The 15,414-nt window shown below is 74.3% G+C and carries 17 protein-coding genes; 6 read left to right on the forward strand and 11 right to left on the reverse strand.

Going from position 1 to position 15,414, the window contains the following annotated elements:
* Nucleotides 1-58: 58 nt before the first annotated feature.
* The 3 genes from ACFPK1_RS29430 to ACFPK1_RS29440 form a co-directional block, all read right to left on the reverse strand.
* Complete coding sequence (locus ACFPK1_RS29430; RefSeq protein WP_378024505.1) at nt 59-1,723, reverse strand: NAD(P)/FAD-dependent oxidoreductase; 1,665 nt, start codon at nt 1,721-1,723, stop codon at nt 59-61.
* A gap of 61 nt (nt 1,724-1,784) precedes the next feature.
* Nucleotides 1,785-2,699 (reverse strand): hypothetical protein, encoded by a 915-nt coding sequence (locus ACFPK1_RS29435; protein WP_378024506.1) that lies wholly within the window; start codon nt 2,697-2,699, stop codon nt 1,785-1,787.
* Entirely contained in the window at nt 2,696-3,646 is a 951-nt protein-coding gene (locus tag ACFPK1_RS29440) for a hypothetical protein (RefSeq protein ID WP_378024507.1), read from the reverse strand. The genes ACFPK1_RS29435 and ACFPK1_RS29440 overlap by 4 nt, the downstream gene beginning before the upstream one ends.
* Nucleotides 3,647-3,867: 221 nt before the next feature.
* Here ACFPK1_RS29440 and mycP point away from each other — a divergent pair, with 221 nt between their 5' ends.
* Both mycP and ACFPK1_RS29450 read left to right on the forward strand, forming a co-directional pair.
* The gene (gene mycP / locus ACFPK1_RS29445) at nt 3,868-5,226 is read left to right on the forward strand and encodes a type VII secretion-associated serine protease mycosin (RefSeq protein ID WP_378024508.1); all 1,359 of its coding nucleotides are present in this window, start codon (nt 3,868-3,870) and stop codon (nt 5,224-5,226) included.
* Nucleotides 5,227-5,281: 55 nt separating this feature from the next.
* The gene (locus ACFPK1_RS29450; protein WP_274280188.1) at nt 5,282-6,139 is read left to right on the forward strand and encodes a nitrilase-related carbon-nitrogen hydrolase; all 858 of its coding nucleotides are present in this window, start codon (nt 5,282-5,284) and stop codon (nt 6,137-6,139) included.
* Here ACFPK1_RS29450 and ACFPK1_RS29455 read toward each other — a convergent pair.
* Nucleotides 6,136-6,888 (reverse strand): E3 ubiquitin ligase family protein, encoded by a 753-nt coding sequence (locus ACFPK1_RS29455; RefSeq protein WP_378024509.1) that lies wholly within the window; start codon nt 6,886-6,888, stop codon nt 6,136-6,138. The two genes, ACFPK1_RS29450 and ACFPK1_RS29455, sit on opposite strands and share 4 nt — an antisense overlap.
* A gap of 98 nt (nt 6,889-6,986) precedes the next feature.
* Nucleotides 6,987-7,817 carry a PhzF family phenazine biosynthesis protein gene (locus ACFPK1_RS29460; RefSeq protein WP_378024510.1) on the reverse strand — a complete coding sequence of 277 codons (831 nt, stop codon included), beginning with the start codon at nt 7,815-7,817 and terminating at the stop codon, nt 6,987-6,989.
* A 226-nt stretch (nt 7,818-8,043) separates the two neighbouring features.
* Here ACFPK1_RS29460 and ACFPK1_RS29465 point away from each other — a divergent pair, with 226 nt between their 5' ends.
* The 3 genes from ACFPK1_RS29465 to ACFPK1_RS29475 all read left to right on the forward strand — a co-directional run bounded on the left by ACFPK1_RS29465 (nt 8,044) and on the right by ACFPK1_RS29475 (nt 10,749).
* On the forward strand, nt 8,044-9,060 hold the full coding sequence (locus tag ACFPK1_RS29465; RefSeq protein WP_378024511.1) for an NAD-dependent epimerase/dehydratase family protein: 1,017 nt from the start codon (nt 8,044-8,046) through the stop codon (nt 9,058-9,060).
* 29 nt (nt 9,061-9,089) lie between these two features.
* Nucleotides 9,090-9,863 carry a coniferyl-alcohol dehydrogenase gene (locus ACFPK1_RS29470; protein WP_378024512.1) on the forward strand — a complete coding sequence of 258 codons (774 nt, stop codon included), beginning with the start codon at nt 9,090-9,092 and terminating at the stop codon, nt 9,861-9,863.
* 79 nt (nt 9,864-9,942) lie between these two features.
* Nucleotides 9,943-10,749 (forward strand): serine protease, encoded by an 807-nt coding sequence (locus ACFPK1_RS29475; protein ID WP_378024513.1) that lies wholly within the window; start codon nt 9,943-9,945, stop codon nt 10,747-10,749.
* Nucleotides 10,750-10,752: 3 nt separating this feature from the next.
* On the opposite strand, the gene ACFPK1_RS29480 is transcribed toward ACFPK1_RS29475, so the two are convergent.
* From ACFPK1_RS29480 to ACFPK1_RS29500, 5 genes are all read right to left on the reverse strand, one after another.
* Entirely contained in the window at nt 10,753-10,932 is a 180-nt protein-coding gene (locus ACFPK1_RS29480; RefSeq protein ID WP_378024514.1) for a hypothetical protein, read from the reverse strand.
* A 148-nt stretch (nt 10,933-11,080) separates the two neighbouring features.
* On the reverse strand, nt 11,081-11,443 hold the full coding sequence (locus tag ACFPK1_RS29485) for a hypothetical protein (RefSeq protein ID WP_378024515.1): 363 nt from the start codon (nt 11,441-11,443) through the stop codon (nt 11,081-11,083).
* 83 nt (nt 11,444-11,526) lie between these two features.
* Complete coding sequence (locus ACFPK1_RS29490) at nt 11,527-11,715, reverse strand: ANTAR domain-containing protein (RefSeq protein WP_378024516.1); 189 nt, start codon at nt 11,713-11,715, stop codon at nt 11,527-11,529.
* A 180-nt stretch (nt 11,716-11,895) separates the two neighbouring features.
* Nucleotides 11,896-12,270: a hypothetical protein gene (locus ACFPK1_RS29495; protein ID WP_378024517.1), complete on the reverse strand. Its 375-nt coding sequence runs from the start codon at nt 12,268-12,270 to the stop codon at nt 11,896-11,898.
* A 493-nt stretch (nt 12,271-12,763) separates the two neighbouring features.
* Nucleotides 12,764-13,087, reverse strand: a complete 324-nt coding sequence (locus ACFPK1_RS29500; protein ID WP_378024518.1) for a hypothetical protein — start codon at nt 13,085-13,087, stop codon at nt 12,764-12,766.
* An 899-nt stretch (nt 13,088-13,986) separates the two neighbouring features.
* Here ACFPK1_RS29500 and ACFPK1_RS29505 point away from each other — a divergent pair.
* Nucleotides 13,987-15,102 (forward strand): rolling circle replication-associated protein, encoded by a 1,116-nt coding sequence (locus ACFPK1_RS29505; protein WP_378024519.1) that lies wholly within the window; start codon nt 13,987-13,989, stop codon nt 15,100-15,102.
* 17 nt (nt 15,103-15,119) lie between these two features.
* Here the strand turns inward: ACFPK1_RS29505 and ACFPK1_RS29510 are convergent, their stop codons facing one another.
* Nucleotides 15,120-15,392: a hypothetical protein gene (locus ACFPK1_RS29510; protein ID WP_378024520.1), complete on the reverse strand. Its 273-nt coding sequence runs from the start codon at nt 15,390-15,392 to the stop codon at nt 15,120-15,122.
* Nucleotides 15,393-15,414: the final 22 nt, after the last annotated feature.

Here is a 15,414-nt window from a genome sequence, read left to right on the forward strand (position 1 = left end):
GGGAGCTGCTCTGTCCCGCCACCCGCGGAGCCCGCGGAGCGGGATCCAGAAGGCTCAGTCATCGGTTCTCCAGCCATCGGTGCACCAGACTCACCGCCATCGCGCCCTCACCGACCGCGGACGCGACGCGCTTGACCGAATCGGCCCGGACATCGCCGACGGCGAAGACCCCGGGCACGGACGTCTCCAGGTGGAACGGATCCCGCTCCGGTTCCCATCCCGCCGGGACACGTCCGTTCTCCTCGCGGGGCAGGTCGGGCCCCGTGAGGACGAATCCGCGATCGTCGCGGGCGACCACGCCGTCCAGCCAGTCGGTGCGCGGGGCGGCGCCGATGAACACGAACAGCCAGGAGGCCTCGACGGTCTCCTCGTCGCCGCTGTTCCTGTCACGCAACGTCAGCTTCTCGAGGTGGTCGGAGCCGGACGCCCCCACGACCTCGGTGCCGGTGCGCACCTCGATGCGCGGGTTGGCCTCGATCTGCTCGATCAGGTAGTGCGACATCGACGCCGTCAGGGACGGGCCGCGCACCAGCATGACGACCTTGCTGGCGTGCCGGGAGAAGTTCATCGCGGCCTGGCCCGCGGAGTTCGCGCCGCCGACGACGTAGACGTCCTGCGCGGCGCACGAGGCCGCCTCGGTGGCCGCGGCGCCGTAGAAGACGCCCTGCCCGGTGTGGTCGGAGAGACCGGGGCAGTCGAGCATCCGGTACGAGACGCCGGTGGCGAGCACGACCGCGTGGGCGGTGATCTCCGAGCCGTCGTCGAAGCGCACGACGCGCGCCCGCCCGCGCGGCTCGAGCGCGGTCACCGTGCGGGTGGTGATCACCTCGGTGCCGAACTTCTCGGCCTGCAGCCGCGCCCGCGTGGTCAGCTGGTCGCCGGAGACGCCGTCGGGGAAGCCGAGGTAGTTCTCGATCCGGCTCGACGTGCCCGCCTGGCCGCCGGTGGCGCGCGACTCGACGAGCACCGTGCGCAGGCCCTCGGAGCCGCCGTACACGCTCGCGCCGAGCCCGCCCGGACCGCCGCCGACCACCACGAGGTCGTAGACCTCCGCCGACGCCGTGGTGGCGAGGCCGGCGGCCTCGGCGACCTGCGCGTCGGTGGGCTGCACCAGCGCGCGCCCGTCATCGGTGATCACGACGGGCAGCAGGTCCGGGTCGGCGCCGGCCGCCTCGAGCAGACGCGCGCCCGCGGGCTCCTCGGCGCGGAAGAAGTCGTAGGACACCTGGTTGCGCGCCGCGAGGTCGCGCAGCTCGTAGGAGCGCGACGACCAGCGGTTGCCGATGATGCGGATGGTCGCCGAGGGGCGGTCCGCGGACTCCCGCCACGCGGCGAGCAGGGCGTCGACCACCGGGTAGAGCTTCTCCTCCGGCGGGTCCCACGGTTTGAGCAGGTAGTGGTCGAGGTCGACGACGTTGATCGCGGTGATCGCCGCCTCGGTGTCGGCGTAGGCCGTGAGCAGCACCCGGCGGGCGCGGGGGAACAGGTCCATGGCCTGCTCGAGGAACTCGACGCCCGACATCCGAGGCATGCGCTGGTCGGCGAGGAGCACCGCGACCTGCTCGCCGCGCAGCGCGATCTCGCGCAGGGCGTCGAGGGCCGCGGGCCCCGACTCCGCGCGCACGATGCGGTGGTGCTCGCCGTACTCGCGCCGCAGGTCGCGGGCGACGGCGCGGGACACCGCGGGGTCGTCGTCGACGGTCAGGATCACCGGGCGGGCCACACCGTCCAGCCTAGGCCGTCCCGGGGCGCTTCTCGATCGATTGAGCGGACGGTGAACGTCCTCAGTCACCGCTGCTGCCGCCGCCGTCGCCGCCGCTGTCGCCGCCCGACTCCGAGGAGCTGTTGTCCCACCACGACGAGTCACCGGAGTCCGCGGCGGCGCCGCCCGTCAGGGGCGCGTCCCGGGCGGCCCGGATCTTCGCGTCGAGCTCGGCGACGAACCAGACGACGAACGCCGCGGCGGCCGGCGAGAGCCGCTCGGGCACGCGCCCCCGGGGCCGCACCCGCCCGCGCCGGGCCCGGCCGACCTCGACGAGCCAGGCCGTCCCGTCGTCGTCGACGAACGTGCGCCGCGGCACCGGGAACGAGCCGCGCACCTCGCACCGCAGCCGCAGCCCCTCGACCGCGATCTCCCAGCGCCGCTGCCCCGCGGGGCCGAACCGGCGCGCCACGAACACGGGGCCGTCGGGGCCGCTCGCGGTCATCTGCCCGGAGCGGGCGCGCAGGCGCAGGCGGCGCGCCCCGTCGTCGAGGAACGCGCCGGGGCCGCCGCGCTCGCGGCGGTCGCGGACGGCCACGGCGCCGGGCACGTGGTCGACCTCGACGAGGTAGCGAACCCGGTCCGCCTCGTCGCCCGGCTCCGTGTCGGCCGGTCGCACGGAGACGGGCTGGCCGACCCCGTACTCGCGGACGTCGTCGCGCACGCGGCGGCGCACGGCCGAGACGACCTGGTGGATCAGGCCCCAGAGCAGGAACGGCGCGAGGATGATCACCGCGGTCAGCACGTTGACGGCGCCGTCGTCGGCGATGCCCGGCTCCGGCGAGGGGTCGGAGGTGATTGCGATCGCCGCGGCGACGCCCGCGAGCACGAGGGCGCCGAGCCACCACAGGTAGCGCTGGTGGCCCAGCCGGCGCGGTGACCACCGGGACGCGGGGCCACCGTGGGCGGGGCGCGCGGGGTCGAGCGTCGCGGTCACGGGCGGGCCTCCTGCATCGGGGTCGCGGTCGTGTCGTGGCCGGTCCACGCGTCGGCGACCGGTTCGGGGGTGGCGGCGCCGTACTCGCGGCCGTAGCTGCGGACCCGGTCCTGGTGGGTCTCGAGCTCGCAGAACAGCCAGAGGCAGAACGCGACGGCGTCCGGCGCGAGGTCCTCGGGGAGCCGGCCGTGCGGGCGCAGGCGCGCCGCGCGCCCGCCGCGGAGCTGGTCGAGCAGCGAGGGCGTGCCCATCTGCACGAGCCACGCCGTGCCGTCGGGCTCGAGCAGGGTGCGCCGGGGCACCGGCTGCAGGCCGTGGACCTCGAAGGCCAGGTGGCGCCCGTCCAGCTCGAGGTCCCAGCGGGCCCGGTGGTGGCCGGGCCTGGCGCGGCGCGTGGCGCGGTGCCGGACGAGGCCGTCGGGGCCGGTGGCGAGAAGGGTGCCGCGCCCGCTGCGCAGCCGGAGGTCCTCGCGGCCGGTCTCGATCCAGCGGTGCCGGCCGTGGGGCACGGCGCGCTCGACGACCCGGGCGGCGTCGGCGACGTGGTCGACGTCGACGTGCAGGAGGACCTCCTCGGCCGGGCGCGGCCAGGGGCGCTCGCCGGGCACGGCGGCGGGCGCGGCGCCGCGGGCGGCCTGCCCGGTGCCGTAGTCCCGCACGTCGTCGCGCACGCGGCGGCGCACGGCGGTGACGAGCTCGAGGCCGGTCATCCACACGAGCACCGGGGCGAGCAGGCAGACGGCGACGAGCACGGCCAACGCGCCACCGTCGGTGAGGCCGGGGCCGGGCGAGGTGTCGAGCCCGATCGCGATGCCCACGGCGACGGCGGCGAGCACGAGCGCCCCGGCCCACCACAGGTAGCGGTGGTGCCCGAGCCGGCGCGGCGACCAGCGCGGCGCCGGGCCACCGCCCGGCGGCCGGTCGTCACACGTCGTCGTCGCGGTCATCGTCCCTCCCCTGATCAGCGTGGATGCTACGGAGAGAGACGACAAGACGGAGAACTAGACCATCAGGGTGAATGAACGGGTGCGCGTGCGTCCCTGGCGAGCACTTTCCGGTGCCAGGGCGCGCGACGCTCGGGGTCGGCGACGGTGAGGGAGCGCTCCCCGGCACCGGGACCTCCGGAAGCGCCCACCGACGGGCCGCGCACCTCCTACTCTCTCGAGACGTGCGGGAGATCCTCGGGCGGGCGCTCGTCGCGGTGATCGCCGCCGTGCTGGTCCTCGCGACGCCCGGTGTGGCCGCCGCCGACGCGCCCGTCCCGCCCCCGCCCGACCCCGCCGCGCTCGCCCGCCTCGACCCCGACCCGCGCCCGCTGCCGGGGGTCCGGTCGCGCGTGCCGTGCGTGCGCTCCGACGGCGGCGGGGCGATCGCGGGCGCGCCCTGGACCCAGCAGCGCCTGCGCTTCACCGACGCCTGGCGCTTCACCCGCGGCGCCGGCCAGACCGTCGCCGTGATCGACACCGGGGTGAGCGCCCACCCTCGCCTCGCCGGGCGCCTCGTCGACGGCGGCGACTTCGTCGGCGCCCAGGGTGGCCTGCTCGACTGCGACGGCCACGGCACGCTCGTCGCCGGGATCATCGCCGCCGCGCCCGACCCGGACACCGGGTTCGTCGGCGTCGCCCCCGATGCGCGCGTGCTGTCGATCCGCCAGTCCAGCGCCACCGTCGCCACCACCGCGCCGGACGGCTCGAGCACCGACGGCGGCGGCAACGTCGACACCCTCGCCGAGGCGGTCCTGCGCGCCACGCGCCTCGGGGCCACGGTCATCAACATCTCGGAGGCCGCCTGCGTCCCCGCCGCGGACGCGGGCCGGGGCCTCGCCGCCCTGCGCGCGGCGGTGCGCGCCGCGGTGGACGCGAACGTGGTCGTCGTGGCCGCGGCGGGCAACGCCGGGTCGGGCGCCTGCGTGCAGTCGCAGGACGGCCAGAGCCCGGGGCAGGTGGTGGCGCCGGCGTGGTTCGGCGACGACGTGCTCTCGGTGGGCTACACGCGCCGCGACGGGCTGCCCGCGCCCCAGAGCATCCGGGGCCCGTGGGTGTCGCTCGCCGCGCCCGGCTCGGAGATCGTGTCCCTGGACCCCGCCGGGCCCGGGCTCGTCGACACGATCACGCCCATCGGGGCCGGGCGCCCGATCGCCATCGAGGGCACGAGCTTCGCCGCGCCCTACGTCAGCGGGGTGGTCGCGCTCGTCCGCGCCCGCTACCCGGGTCTCGACGCGCGCCAGGTGATGGCGCGCGTGACCTCGTCGGCCGACCGCCCCGCGAGCGGGCGCGACGACGCGGTCGGCGCGGGCACCGTCGACCCGGTGGCCGCCGTCGCCGACGTCCGTCCGGACGAGTTCACCGGCCCCGGACCGGCGTCGGTCTCCCCCGCCGGGGCGGGGCGGGTCGACCTGACCGACGGCCGGGATGCACACTCCGGATCGCGCACCGTGGCGCTGGTCGGGTCGGCCGCAGCGATGGCGCTGCTGGGCGGGGCCGGCCTCATCGTCCTCGTCGCGCGACGGGCACGCCGGTCGCGCTGAGGCGGCCGGGGTGGCCCGGAGTCGTCCCGTCCCCTCGACCCCGAGGAGCCCCCGAGTGCGCATCACCCTCGCCCAGACCGACGCCGCGCTCGGCGACCTCGACGGCAACCTCAAGCGCGCGGAGCGGGTCGTGAGCGAGGCCGTCGACGCCGAGTCCGACCTCGTCGTGTTCCCCGAGCTGTCCCTGTCCGGCTACCAGATCGGCGAGGTGCCCCAGGACCTCTCGCTCGCGCCCGACGACCCGCGCCTGCTGAAGATCTCGGAGCGGGCCGGCGACGCCGGCGTGCTGCTCGGGTTCCCGGAGGCCGGCGGCCACGGGCTGCACACCTACAACAGCGCCGGCTACTACGAGGGCGGGCGCCTCGTCCACACCCACCGCAAGCTCTACCTGCCGACGTACTCGACGTTCGAGGAGCGCAAGCACTTCCTGCCCGGCCAGCACTCGCGGGCCTACGGCGTGCGGGGCGGCCGGCACCGCGCCGCGACCCTGATCTGCAACGACGCCTGGCAGCCGCAGGTGGCCTTCCTGTCGGTCCAGGACGGCGCGCACCTGCTGCTCGTGCCGGCGAACTCGGCGCAGTCGATGTCGCCGGAGCGCTACGACTCCAAGGAGTACTGGCGCAACATCACCACGTTCTACGGGCGGCTCTACCAGCTGTTCGTGGTGTTCGTGAACCGCGTCGGCGTGGAGGGCGGGCTGACGTTCTGGGGCGGCAGCCACGTCGTCGACCCGTGGGGCGAGGTCGTCGGCGAGTGCGGCGAGGGCGCGGAGGCCGAGGAGACCTGCACGATCGACATCGACCTCGCCGACGTCCGCCGGCGCCGCCGCGACATCCCGCTCGTGCGCGAGGCCCGCCTGGGCCTGCTGCGCCGGGAGATCGACCGGCTGCTCGACGAGGGCGGGGATCTCTAGACCAGCGCCACCACGACCAGCACGAGCCCCAGCACGGCGAGGCCGGTGCCGCCCCAGGCGAACCAGCGCTGGGACCCCGCGGCGGCGTCGCGCAGCTCCTGCTCGGAGCGGGTCGAGACGATGAAGGGGTCCGACGACGACTCCGGCTTGCCGATCACCAGCGGCCCGATCCGGTCGTGGACCTCGCCGAGGACGTAGAGCCGCTGGCCGGGGCGGATGACCCACTCGGTGTAGGTCATGCCCAGCGACTCGCTGCCGCGGTTCCAGAACCCGCCGCCGCCACCGCCGCCCGGCTCGAACCGCTCGTGGATCTTCTCGGGGCGGTCGGGCGCGGTCCCGTTCGGGTCGACGCCGATGATCCCGGAGTCGTCGACGAGGGCGTAGCCCTGTCGTGAGGTGTCGTCGAGCACCGTGTCGTTGCGCTCGCGCCGGTGCCAGTCGCCGTCGGAGTCGCGGTACGACTCGCTGATCTTGTGGACGACGGTCTGCCGGTACCAGACGCACTCGACGCCGCTCTGGGGCGCGCGCAGCGGGCCGTCGGGGTGCGGGTGCGCCGCGCCGACGACCTCGCAGACCTTGCGGAAGCCGCCGGTCGTCCCGAGGTCGGCCAGCGTGCGCCGGTGCTCCTCGAGCTCGGCGATCGGCAGGGTCTCCGCGGCGATCATGGCGTGGTGCCTCTTGCGGCGGTTGTGGGCGGCGACGTACCCCGCCACCCCGACCGCGATCAGCACGAGGCCGACGATCCACATGACTGGTGACTCCCGGTGTCGACCGACGAACTGACGCTACGGAGAGTAGGTGGAAATGGGACGGAACACCAGTCGATGGTCCGAACGGGTGGGTCGTTCTAGAGGCGGGTGGCCGCCGCGACGAGCTCCCCGCGACTGACGGTCACCGCGTCACCCCGCAGGTACACGCGGTCGCCGGCGAGCTCGACGCCGACCTCGCCGCCCCGCGGCGAGAGCTGGGCGCCGACGAGGCGCTCGCGCCCGAGACGCTTGGCCCAGTAGGGCGCGAGGCAGCAGTGCGCCGAGCCCGTCACCGGGTCCTCGTCGATGCCGACGGCGGGGGCGAAGAACCGCGACACGAAGTCCGGCGCGCCGGGACCGGCGTTGTCCGCCGCCCGCGCGGTGACGATCACGCCGCGCCCGCTGGCCGCCCGGAGCACCGACAGGTCCGGCTCGAGGTCGCGCACCTCCTCGGCGGAGGGGATCTCGACGAGGATGTCGTAGCGGCAGCGGGCGAGCTCGACCACCGCGGCGCCCAGGGCGTCGGCGAACTCGTCGGCCATGTGTCCGTCGGGCAGCGCCGAGACCGGCTCGTCGACCGGGAAGTCGAGCTGGATGCCGCCGCCGGGCAGCGCCTCGGCGAGCAGCACGCCGGAGGCCGTGCGGAAGGCGATCGGCGAGGTCGCGAGGCCCTGCTCGAACAGCACGTGCGCGCTCGCCAGCGTCGCGTGCCCGCAGATCTCCACCTCGACCGTCGGGGTGAACCAGCGCAGGCCCACCTCGCCCGTCACCGCGAGCGTCGAGAGGTCGACGAACGCCGTCTCGGAGACGTTGACCTCGGCCGCGACGGCCTGCATCCAGGCGGCGTCGTCGGCGTCGGTCAGACACACACCGGCCGGGTTGCCGGTGAAGGGCGAGGACGTGAAGGCGTCGACGAGGTGGAGCTGCACGACCCCATCGTGCCGTGTGCGCCATCGCGAGGGGAGCCGATGGGCCGCCCCGGGGCGCGGGCCTCACCCCACCACGCCCCGGGAGCGGGTTCCGGCCGGAATCGCTCTTGAGCACAGACGGTCACATCTTTCGCCTGCGTCAGCCAAGTATCGCCACCCCGACGGCCGAAGATCGCTACCCGCGGCCACGCAGGTGTCACGGTACGCGGGCGGGGTAGCCGCCCCGATGCGGCTCCTGGTGCTCGGTGGTGGCGGCTTCCTCGGCTTCCACGTGGCGGCCGAGGCGCAGCGCGCCGGCCACGACGTGACGGTCGCGAGCCGCTCGGGCTCCGCGCCGCTGCCCGGCGTCGAGGCCCTCGCCGTCGACCGCCACGGCGACCTCTCCGCCCTCGACGGGCGGACCTTCGACGCCGCGCTCGACACCTTCTCCGACCCGGACGCCGTACGGGTCGCGGCCGACCGGCTCCGCGGTGCCGTGGGCGCGCTGGGCTACGTGTCGGGCATGAGCGTCTACCACCCGCAGGGCCCGGCGGTGCCCGACGAGGAGGCGCCGGTGCGCCGGCCCGGCGAGGCCCCGCCGGACGATCCGCTGCAGGAGCGCTCGCTGGCCAAGCTCGCCGCCGAGGACGCCGTGCGCAGCGCCTTCGACGGGCCGCTGACCGTGCTGCGCGTCGGCGTCATGGTCGGCCCCCGCGACCCGTCCGACCGCTTCACGTGGTGGCCGGTGCGCCTCGCGCGCGCGCTGGCGGGCGAGGCGTCGCGCACGGTGCTCGCGCCCGGCGACCCGCGGCGCGCCGTGCAGTACAGCGACGCCCGTGACATCGCGGCCTTCGCGGTCCGGGCCCTCGCCGAGGGGCGCGCGGGGACGTTCGACACGGTCGGCCCGCTGCGCGCGCAACCCCTCGCCGCGGTGCTCGACGCCTGTCTCGAGGCAGCCGGCGGGCGCCCCGGCGACGTCACCTGGTCCTGGGCCGGGGAGGACGCGCTGCGCGCCGAGCTCAGCGATGTCGAGGAGGAGCAGCGGCCGCTGTGGTTCCCCGAGGACCAGATCCCGCAGGACGCGATCGACTCCTCGGCCGCGCTCGCCGCGGGACTGCGGTTCCGGCCCGCCGTCGACACCGCCCGCGACGTCCTCGCCCGGCACCGCGATCAGGGGCGCCCTGCGCTGGCCGCCGGATTCGACCCCGCGCAGGAGGCGGAGCTGGTGCGTCGCTGCGCGCGGGGGACTGCGCCGACGGGGTGACGTGGGGGCCTCGCTACTGTGGCCTCGCCATGAGCACGGTCTTCCTGGTCAGCGGAGCCTCCTCCGGGGTGGGGCGCGCGCTCGCACAGTTCCTCACACGCCACGGCGTGTCCGTCGTCGGGCTCGACCGGCGCGAGCCGCCCGACCGCGAGATCGCGCACGTCCCGTGCGACCTCGCCGACCCGGGCTCCATCGACGCCGCCGTCGACCGTCTCGACGGCCAGGTCGACGCGCTGGCCAACGTGGCGGGCGTGCCGGGCACGGCGCCGGTCGAGACCGTCCTGGCGGTCAACTTCCTCGGCATGCGCCACCTCACCGAGAGCCTCGTCGGCCGCATCCGCCGGGGCGGATCGGTGGTCAACGTGTCGTCGTCCGAGGGGCGGCACTGGGTGGCCCACCTCGCCGAGCTCCGGCCGCTGCTCGCCACGCGCACGTTCGCCGAGGGCATGCGCTGGTGCCGCGAGCAGCGCCCCGACCGCTCCGTCTACGACGTGTCGAAGGAGGCCGTCCTCGCGTACACGACGGCGTCGTCGACGCTGACCTGGGGCGACGGGGTCCGGATGAACGCGGTCGCCCCCGGCACGGTGCGGACGCCCTCGTTGCCCGAGGTCGAGCGCTCCACCGACCCGCGCCGCCTTGCCCGCCAGCGCAGTGCGGCGGGCCGCGACGCCGAGGCCTCGGAGATCGCGTCGGTGGTGGCGTTCCTCATGTCGAACGAGAGCCGCTGGGTCAACGGCCAGACCCTCGTGGCCGACGGCGGTGTCGCCGCGGCGACCACCTGGGCCGCGCTGCAGTCCCGCTGATCGCGCCGGGCCCGTCACCCGATCGTGACCTGTCCGTTGAACGAGTCGGATGTGCCCCTCGGCTCGTGGGAGTTCAGGTATGGGAGCAGGACGCACGCTGGCCGCCCTCACGACGGGCGCGGCCCTCGCGGCCGCCGCGTGGCTGGGCGGCGCGCCGGCGCTCGCCGCACCGGGCGACCCCGGTCCGACGCCGACCGCGCCCGGCGTGCACCCCGGTGTCCAGACCCGCACCGAGGGCGCGCAGTGCACCGCGAACTTCCTGTTCCGTGACGGCGAGGACGTCTTCATCGGCCAGGCCGCCCACTGCTCGGGCACCGGCGCGGCGACCGAGACCGACGGCTGCGACTCCGCGTCGCTGCCGCTGGGCACCGAGGTCGAGGTCGGCGGCGCCCGCGAGCCCGGCGAGCTCGTCTACAACTCCTGGCTCGCGATGCAGGAGGCCGGCGAGACCGACCCCGACGCCTGCGCCCACAACGACTTCGCGCTGGTGCGCCTCGCCCCGCAGGACGCGGCGGCCGCCTCGGGCACCGTCCCGTTCTTCGGCGGGCCGACCGGTGTCGACACCGACGGCGCCCGCGTCGGCGAGGTCGTGCGCAGCTACGGCAACTCGGAGCTGCGCGGCGGCGTGACGCTGCTCAGCCCGAAGATCGGGACGGTCGCCGGGGAGACCGGCAACGGCTGGAACCACGACGTCCTCACCGTCACGCCGGGCATCCCCGGCGACTCGGGCAGCGCGTTCCTCTCCGCGGACGGCCGCGCGCTCGGCGTGCTCTCGACGCTGCAGTTCGCGCCGCTGCCGGCGAGCAACGGGATCAGCGACCTCAGCCGCATGCTCGAGTACGCCCGCGACCACGGTGCCGGTGACGTCGAGCTGGTCACCGGCTGACGGTCAGGGCTGCAGGACCCGGCGCGGTCGGCCGCCGGTGGCGGTCGAGGGGTGGGCGGACGACGCCCGGCGCCGGGCCTCCGCGGCCCGGCGGTCGGCCCGGCCGGACCAGGACCTCATCGCCAGGTACAGCGGCACCCCGATCACCACGACCGAGACCACCGCGAACACCACCAACGCCACGACCCACTCCACGCCGAACCCCCAGCGTCGTGCCGACTCCTCGCGGGAAGGTCGCTCGATCGGGTGACGCCGTTACGTGCCCGGCGCCGGGTGTGACGGGTTCGCGCCGGTCGGCACGCCGGGCGGGTCCAGCGGTCGGGATCCCGCGCTATGCGGGGCTGTGGGCCGGCGCGGTCCAATCGAGCACCTGCTCGGGCGGCGGCCCCGCCGGCGGCTGCGCCAGGTCGAGCCCGAGCGTGTGCAGGAGGAAGCCGCGGAACTCGACGTCGAACGGCTCCTCCGACGTGGCGATCATCTCCAGCGCGCGGGCCGGGTCGTCGGCCTCCATCACCATGATCTCCATCGGCCCGTCCGAGGTGTGCTCGACGAACACGTCCTGCCGCGTGATGCCCTGCCGTGTCCGCGCCGCGGTGTACTCCGCCCGCCGCGGACCGCCGAACGCCTCGAGCCCCGCCCGCCAGTCCTCGTACTTCTCGGGTGGGATCAGCCTGGTCAGCACCATCATCGGCATCGGACGCTCCCGTCGTCGCGTGTCGGGACGACCGAGTGTGACAGCGGTCACGACATACCTGACCCGCTCGTCACCCGATGCGCCTAGCAGCTGCCCCAGGGGTCGAGCACGTGATGCGACCAGGCCCCGGTGAGCACCTCGCGGGCGATCTCCACCATCGTCATCGCGCGCGCCGCCGCCTCGCGGCGCAGCATCTCCGCGGCGGCCTCGAGGTCGATGGAGAGCCGCTCGGCCAGGACGCCCTCGGCGCGGTAGACGTCGGCGGGGACCATCGATCGCTCGTTCTCGGTCGGCGGCATCATGACGGCGCCTCCGGGGTCCTCGTCGAGACCTCGCTGCGGCCGTCGGGTCGACCACCGGCAGAGGTGTAGCAAGGAGTACCCGTCCGGCCACGGACTGTCCATCGGCCCGATGGCCGTACGACCTACGCCGATCCACACGAGGTCTCCGTGTCAAGCGACCCGCTGATCGGTCTGGGCGCGTGGACGCCGCGGACCGAGCTCGCCGCGGACGAGCACGATGGCGACGATCGCGAGGACGAGGAACACCGCCGACACCACGTGGGCCCCGATCGAGATGCCGGGCGCGAAGAACGAGGCGAGCGCGGCGAGCGCCGTGATGCCGATGAGCACCACCGCCACCCACATCGCGATCCGGGGCACGCGCCCCGAGGCCCACAGGCCCAGCGCGGCGAGTGTCCCCAGCCCCACGACGAGCCCGAACACCCTCTGGTCGCCCGGCACGTCGGCCAGGAACGCGTAGGCGAGCTCGAAGAGCGCGAGCACGGCGAGCAGGACCACGCCGACGGTGACGGTGCGAGCGGCCACGACAGGACCTCGATCCCTGGACATCGGGCGGGTGGTGTGCCCGGCAGCGGATCGCCCAGTGTCACGCTCGGACAGCATCCGAGCCATCGCGTTCACTCAGGAGGCCTAGTACTCGGCCCCGAGACGACGAAAGGCCCACCGCACGTGCGCGCTGGTGGGCCGGCGTGGCCAGGGGCGGGGTCGAACCGCCGACCTATCGCTTTTCAGGTGCCCGGGACGGCCTTCAGCTCGTCTCGACCAGTCGCCTGAGCAGGGGAAACGTCACCCGCGGACTCCGGCAGACGGCCTCGAATCCAAGCCCGCTGCTGAAGTACTGCTGAAGTACCCCGGAGCGCTCCGGCCCTCAGCTCCAGCCGCGTGCGACGGCCCAAAGGGAGAGCCCGCGGCCCTCACGACGGAGGGCGCGCCACGTCCTGATCGTCCGCATGGCCGCCGAGGCTGCCCGGCGCGCCTCCCCCTGTCCATCGAACAGGGGTTCGACGGCAGAGCCGATTCAGCAGACGGGCTCGCATCCGTTGCCGCCGCCGTTGTTGCCGCCTCCGTGGTGTTCGCGGGCCCGCTCGATCGCCCGTTCGATCGCCCGCTTGAGCTGCTGCTTGAACTTCTTGATCTTTTCGTACCTGGCGCTGTGACTGTTGCCGGGTCCATCGCAGAAGTTCGGGTTGGTACAGCTACCGCTGCCACCGCGACCGGCGTTGACGTGCTGACTCGATGCCGCCTCAGTAGGGGCGGATGCCATGGCAACCGGCGCCCCGCCGGCGAGGAAGACGCCGACAGCGAGGACGACCGCAGCGGTCGAACGTGCGAGCTTATTCATGATCGTTTCCCCCCAGGGATGCCGAATGGTGCAGAGGGACCCCAACCCGCCTGCACAGAAATATCCGCCAGAATCCGCACGGCGTTACCTCTCCTGCCGCGGCTCAGCTTCGGGGTCTCTCCCTCGGCGGCGCGGGGTCGCCTCGGACAGGGCGGTCGTGCCGGGGCAAGGGCCGCTTCCTCCGCACGACCGCCGGCTGTCCTGCTGACTGTGGCCCTTGCGGCGGTGCGAGCGGGCTGTCAGACCCCGGAAGCGCCGACGAGGGCGAGACCCCGTCCCGACCACCACCGCACTCCCGACCCGCTCGCCACTCGGACCCCCTCTCCTGAGGTCGGTGCCCTGGTCCAGAGCGGAGCGCCTGGTCGCCGAAGGCTCCTGCTCCCCTATCCGCTGATCCCGTTCGTCGCCGTCTCGCCGCTCTGACCCTCAGGGCCGCGAGACGGCCCTCTGACGCGCCCACCGCAGACCCCGTCGGGTCCTGTGGCGATGACGCGCGTCTGCATCCGGTCACACGCCGCGGGACGGCCTCTTCGAGAGGCCTCGCCGTGTCCCCCTCCCCCACCTCGAGCACCCGGGCCCACACGTCCTCGGCGTCGTCGTCGGCTCGGTCGTCGCGGCGCTCGCTGCCCGCCCTGCCTGATCCCTGGCGCACGTACACGCCGGCGCCCGCCTCCTCGCTGTCGTCGTGGGCGGCCGGGGCAGGAGTGGCCGGCACGCCGCAGCGGGTCGAAGACAGGAGCGACCGGCGTAAGCCGGTCGCGACGGACCCGGCCGCCGCCCCGGCGTCAGCCGAGGGCCGGCCGCCTGGGCTTGTTCTATGTGCCATATCGGGCCGCGGGCCCAGCGACAGCACCGACATCGAGTTCGACGGCCTCGACGAGACGTCGGTCCCGGACTCGGTGGCTGGGCTGTGGGCGCCGGCGTTTCCCTCGCCCGAGCTCGTCGACGCGGCCGCCATGATGCTGCCCGCGGTCCACGAGGAGCCCGGAACGCTCGCGGAGGGGCCGCGGTGGGAGCTGACCGTCGGCCCGGGCGTCTTCGCCGTGGCCTGCCGGGACTGGGCGCGGCGGGACCGGACCGAGGAACGGGCGCGGGCCGCACATGTTAAGGACATCGACGCCGCGGTGGCCGCGCACATCGCCACCGGCGAATGGCCCGAACCGCCCACTCCGCGGACCGCGATCACGTCCTGGTCGCGCAAGAGCAGGGCGAACATGGTGCGCCGGCTCTGCGAGCTGGACTACACCCCGCTCTACGCCTCCGGCCGGCTCCCGGCGATGGTCACGCTGACCTACCCCGGCGACTGGCTCACCGTCGTCCCCACCGGCGCCGACCTGAAGCGGCATCTGAAGGCGCTACGCAAGCGCTACGCCCGCGCGTGGGGCGAGGAGTGGGCGTGTGTGTGGAAGCTGGAGTTCCAACGCCGGGGCGCCCCGCACGTGCACATGCTCTGCACCCCGCCGCACGGGCGCTCGCGGACCACCGGCGAGACGTTCGCGGTGTGGCTGTCAGCGGCGTGGGCCGACGTGGTCGACCACCCCGACCCCGAGCAGCGCCGCCGCCACGAGCGCGCCGGCACCGCGCTGGACTACGCCGAAGGCCTGCGCGCCACCGATCCGCGCCGGGTCGCGGCGTACTTCACCAAGCACGGCCTCATGGCTTCGAAGGAGTACCAGCACCACGTCCCACCCGCGTGGTCCAAACCCGGCACCGGGCCCGGCCGCTTCTGGGGCGTCTGGTGCCTCCAGCGCACCGTCCGCACCGTCCACGTCTCGCCCCAGGACGGCATCCGCGCCGGCCGCATCGCCCGCCGCTGGGCCAAAGCTCAACGTCGCACGCAGCAAACATGGAAGCCGCGCGTCAATCAGGCCACCGGCCGCGTCAGCTACCGCCGCTCACGATCCCAAGTACAACTCATGAGCAACGGCAACCGCGGCTGGGTCGCCGTCAACGATGCTCCGAGTTTCGTTCGCTCCCTCGCCAGCGGGATGCCCACGGTTTCTCGGGTCGAATAGAACGAGCACGAAAGACGCTACGGCGACTCGATGATTGTCATTGGAATCTCGTCTTCGCCGAGCTCCCTCTCAACCAACTCAACTTCGTCACCGACCCGGATTCTCGTATCGTCGTCAGGACGCGACGCCACCCGGAGCGGCTCCTGCACCCATTCCGTTTCGGGCGGATTAAACAAGTTGATCTTAGTCATGGCAAGAGCGCTGTTGTCGACGAGTTGCTCGACCTGGCGGAACGTACGCGCTATACACAGCTTCTCGGCGACTTGCGCAACCTTGACCAGGACGGCCACCCTTCTAATTGTGCCGAGAGGT

This window comes from Actinomycetospora rhizophila (assembly GCF_042657905.1).
Classification (GTDB): Bacteria; Actinomycetota; Actinomycetes; order Mycobacteriales; family Pseudonocardiaceae; genus Actinomycetospora; species Actinomycetospora rhizophila.

Coding starts and splice junctions, on each gene's coding strand:
- ACFPK1_RS29440 (WP_378024507.1), bottom strand. CDS start 3,646: ATGACCGCGACGACGACGTGTGACGACCGGCCGCCGGGCGGTGGCCCG.
- ACFPK1_RS29455 (WP_378024509.1), bottom strand. CDS start 6,888: ATGTGGATCGTCGGCCTCGTGCTGATCGCGGTCGGGGTGGCGGGGTAC.
- ACFPK1_RS29465 (WP_378024511.1), top strand. CDS start 8,044: ATGCGGCTCCTGGTGCTCGGTGGTGGCGGCTTCCTCGGCTTCCACGTG.
- ACFPK1_RS29470 (WP_378024512.1), top strand. CDS start 9,090: ATGAGCACGGTCTTCCTGGTCAGCGGAGCCTCCTCCGGGGTGGGGCGC.
- ACFPK1_RS29475 (WP_378024513.1), top strand. CDS start 9,943: ATGGGAGCAGGACGCACGCTGGCCGCCCTCACGACGGGCGCGGCCCTC.
- ACFPK1_RS29485 (WP_378024515.1), bottom strand. CDS start 11,443: ATGCCGATGATGGTGCTGACCAGGCTGATCCCACCCGAGAAGTACGAG.
- ACFPK1_RS29490 (WP_378024516.1), bottom strand. CDS start 11,715: ATGGTCCCCGCCGACGTCTACCGCGCCGAGGGCGTCCTGGCCGAGCGG.
- ACFPK1_RS29500 (WP_378024518.1), bottom strand. CDS start 13,087: ATGAATAAGCTCGCACGTTCGACCGCTGCGGTCGTCCTCGCTGTCGGC.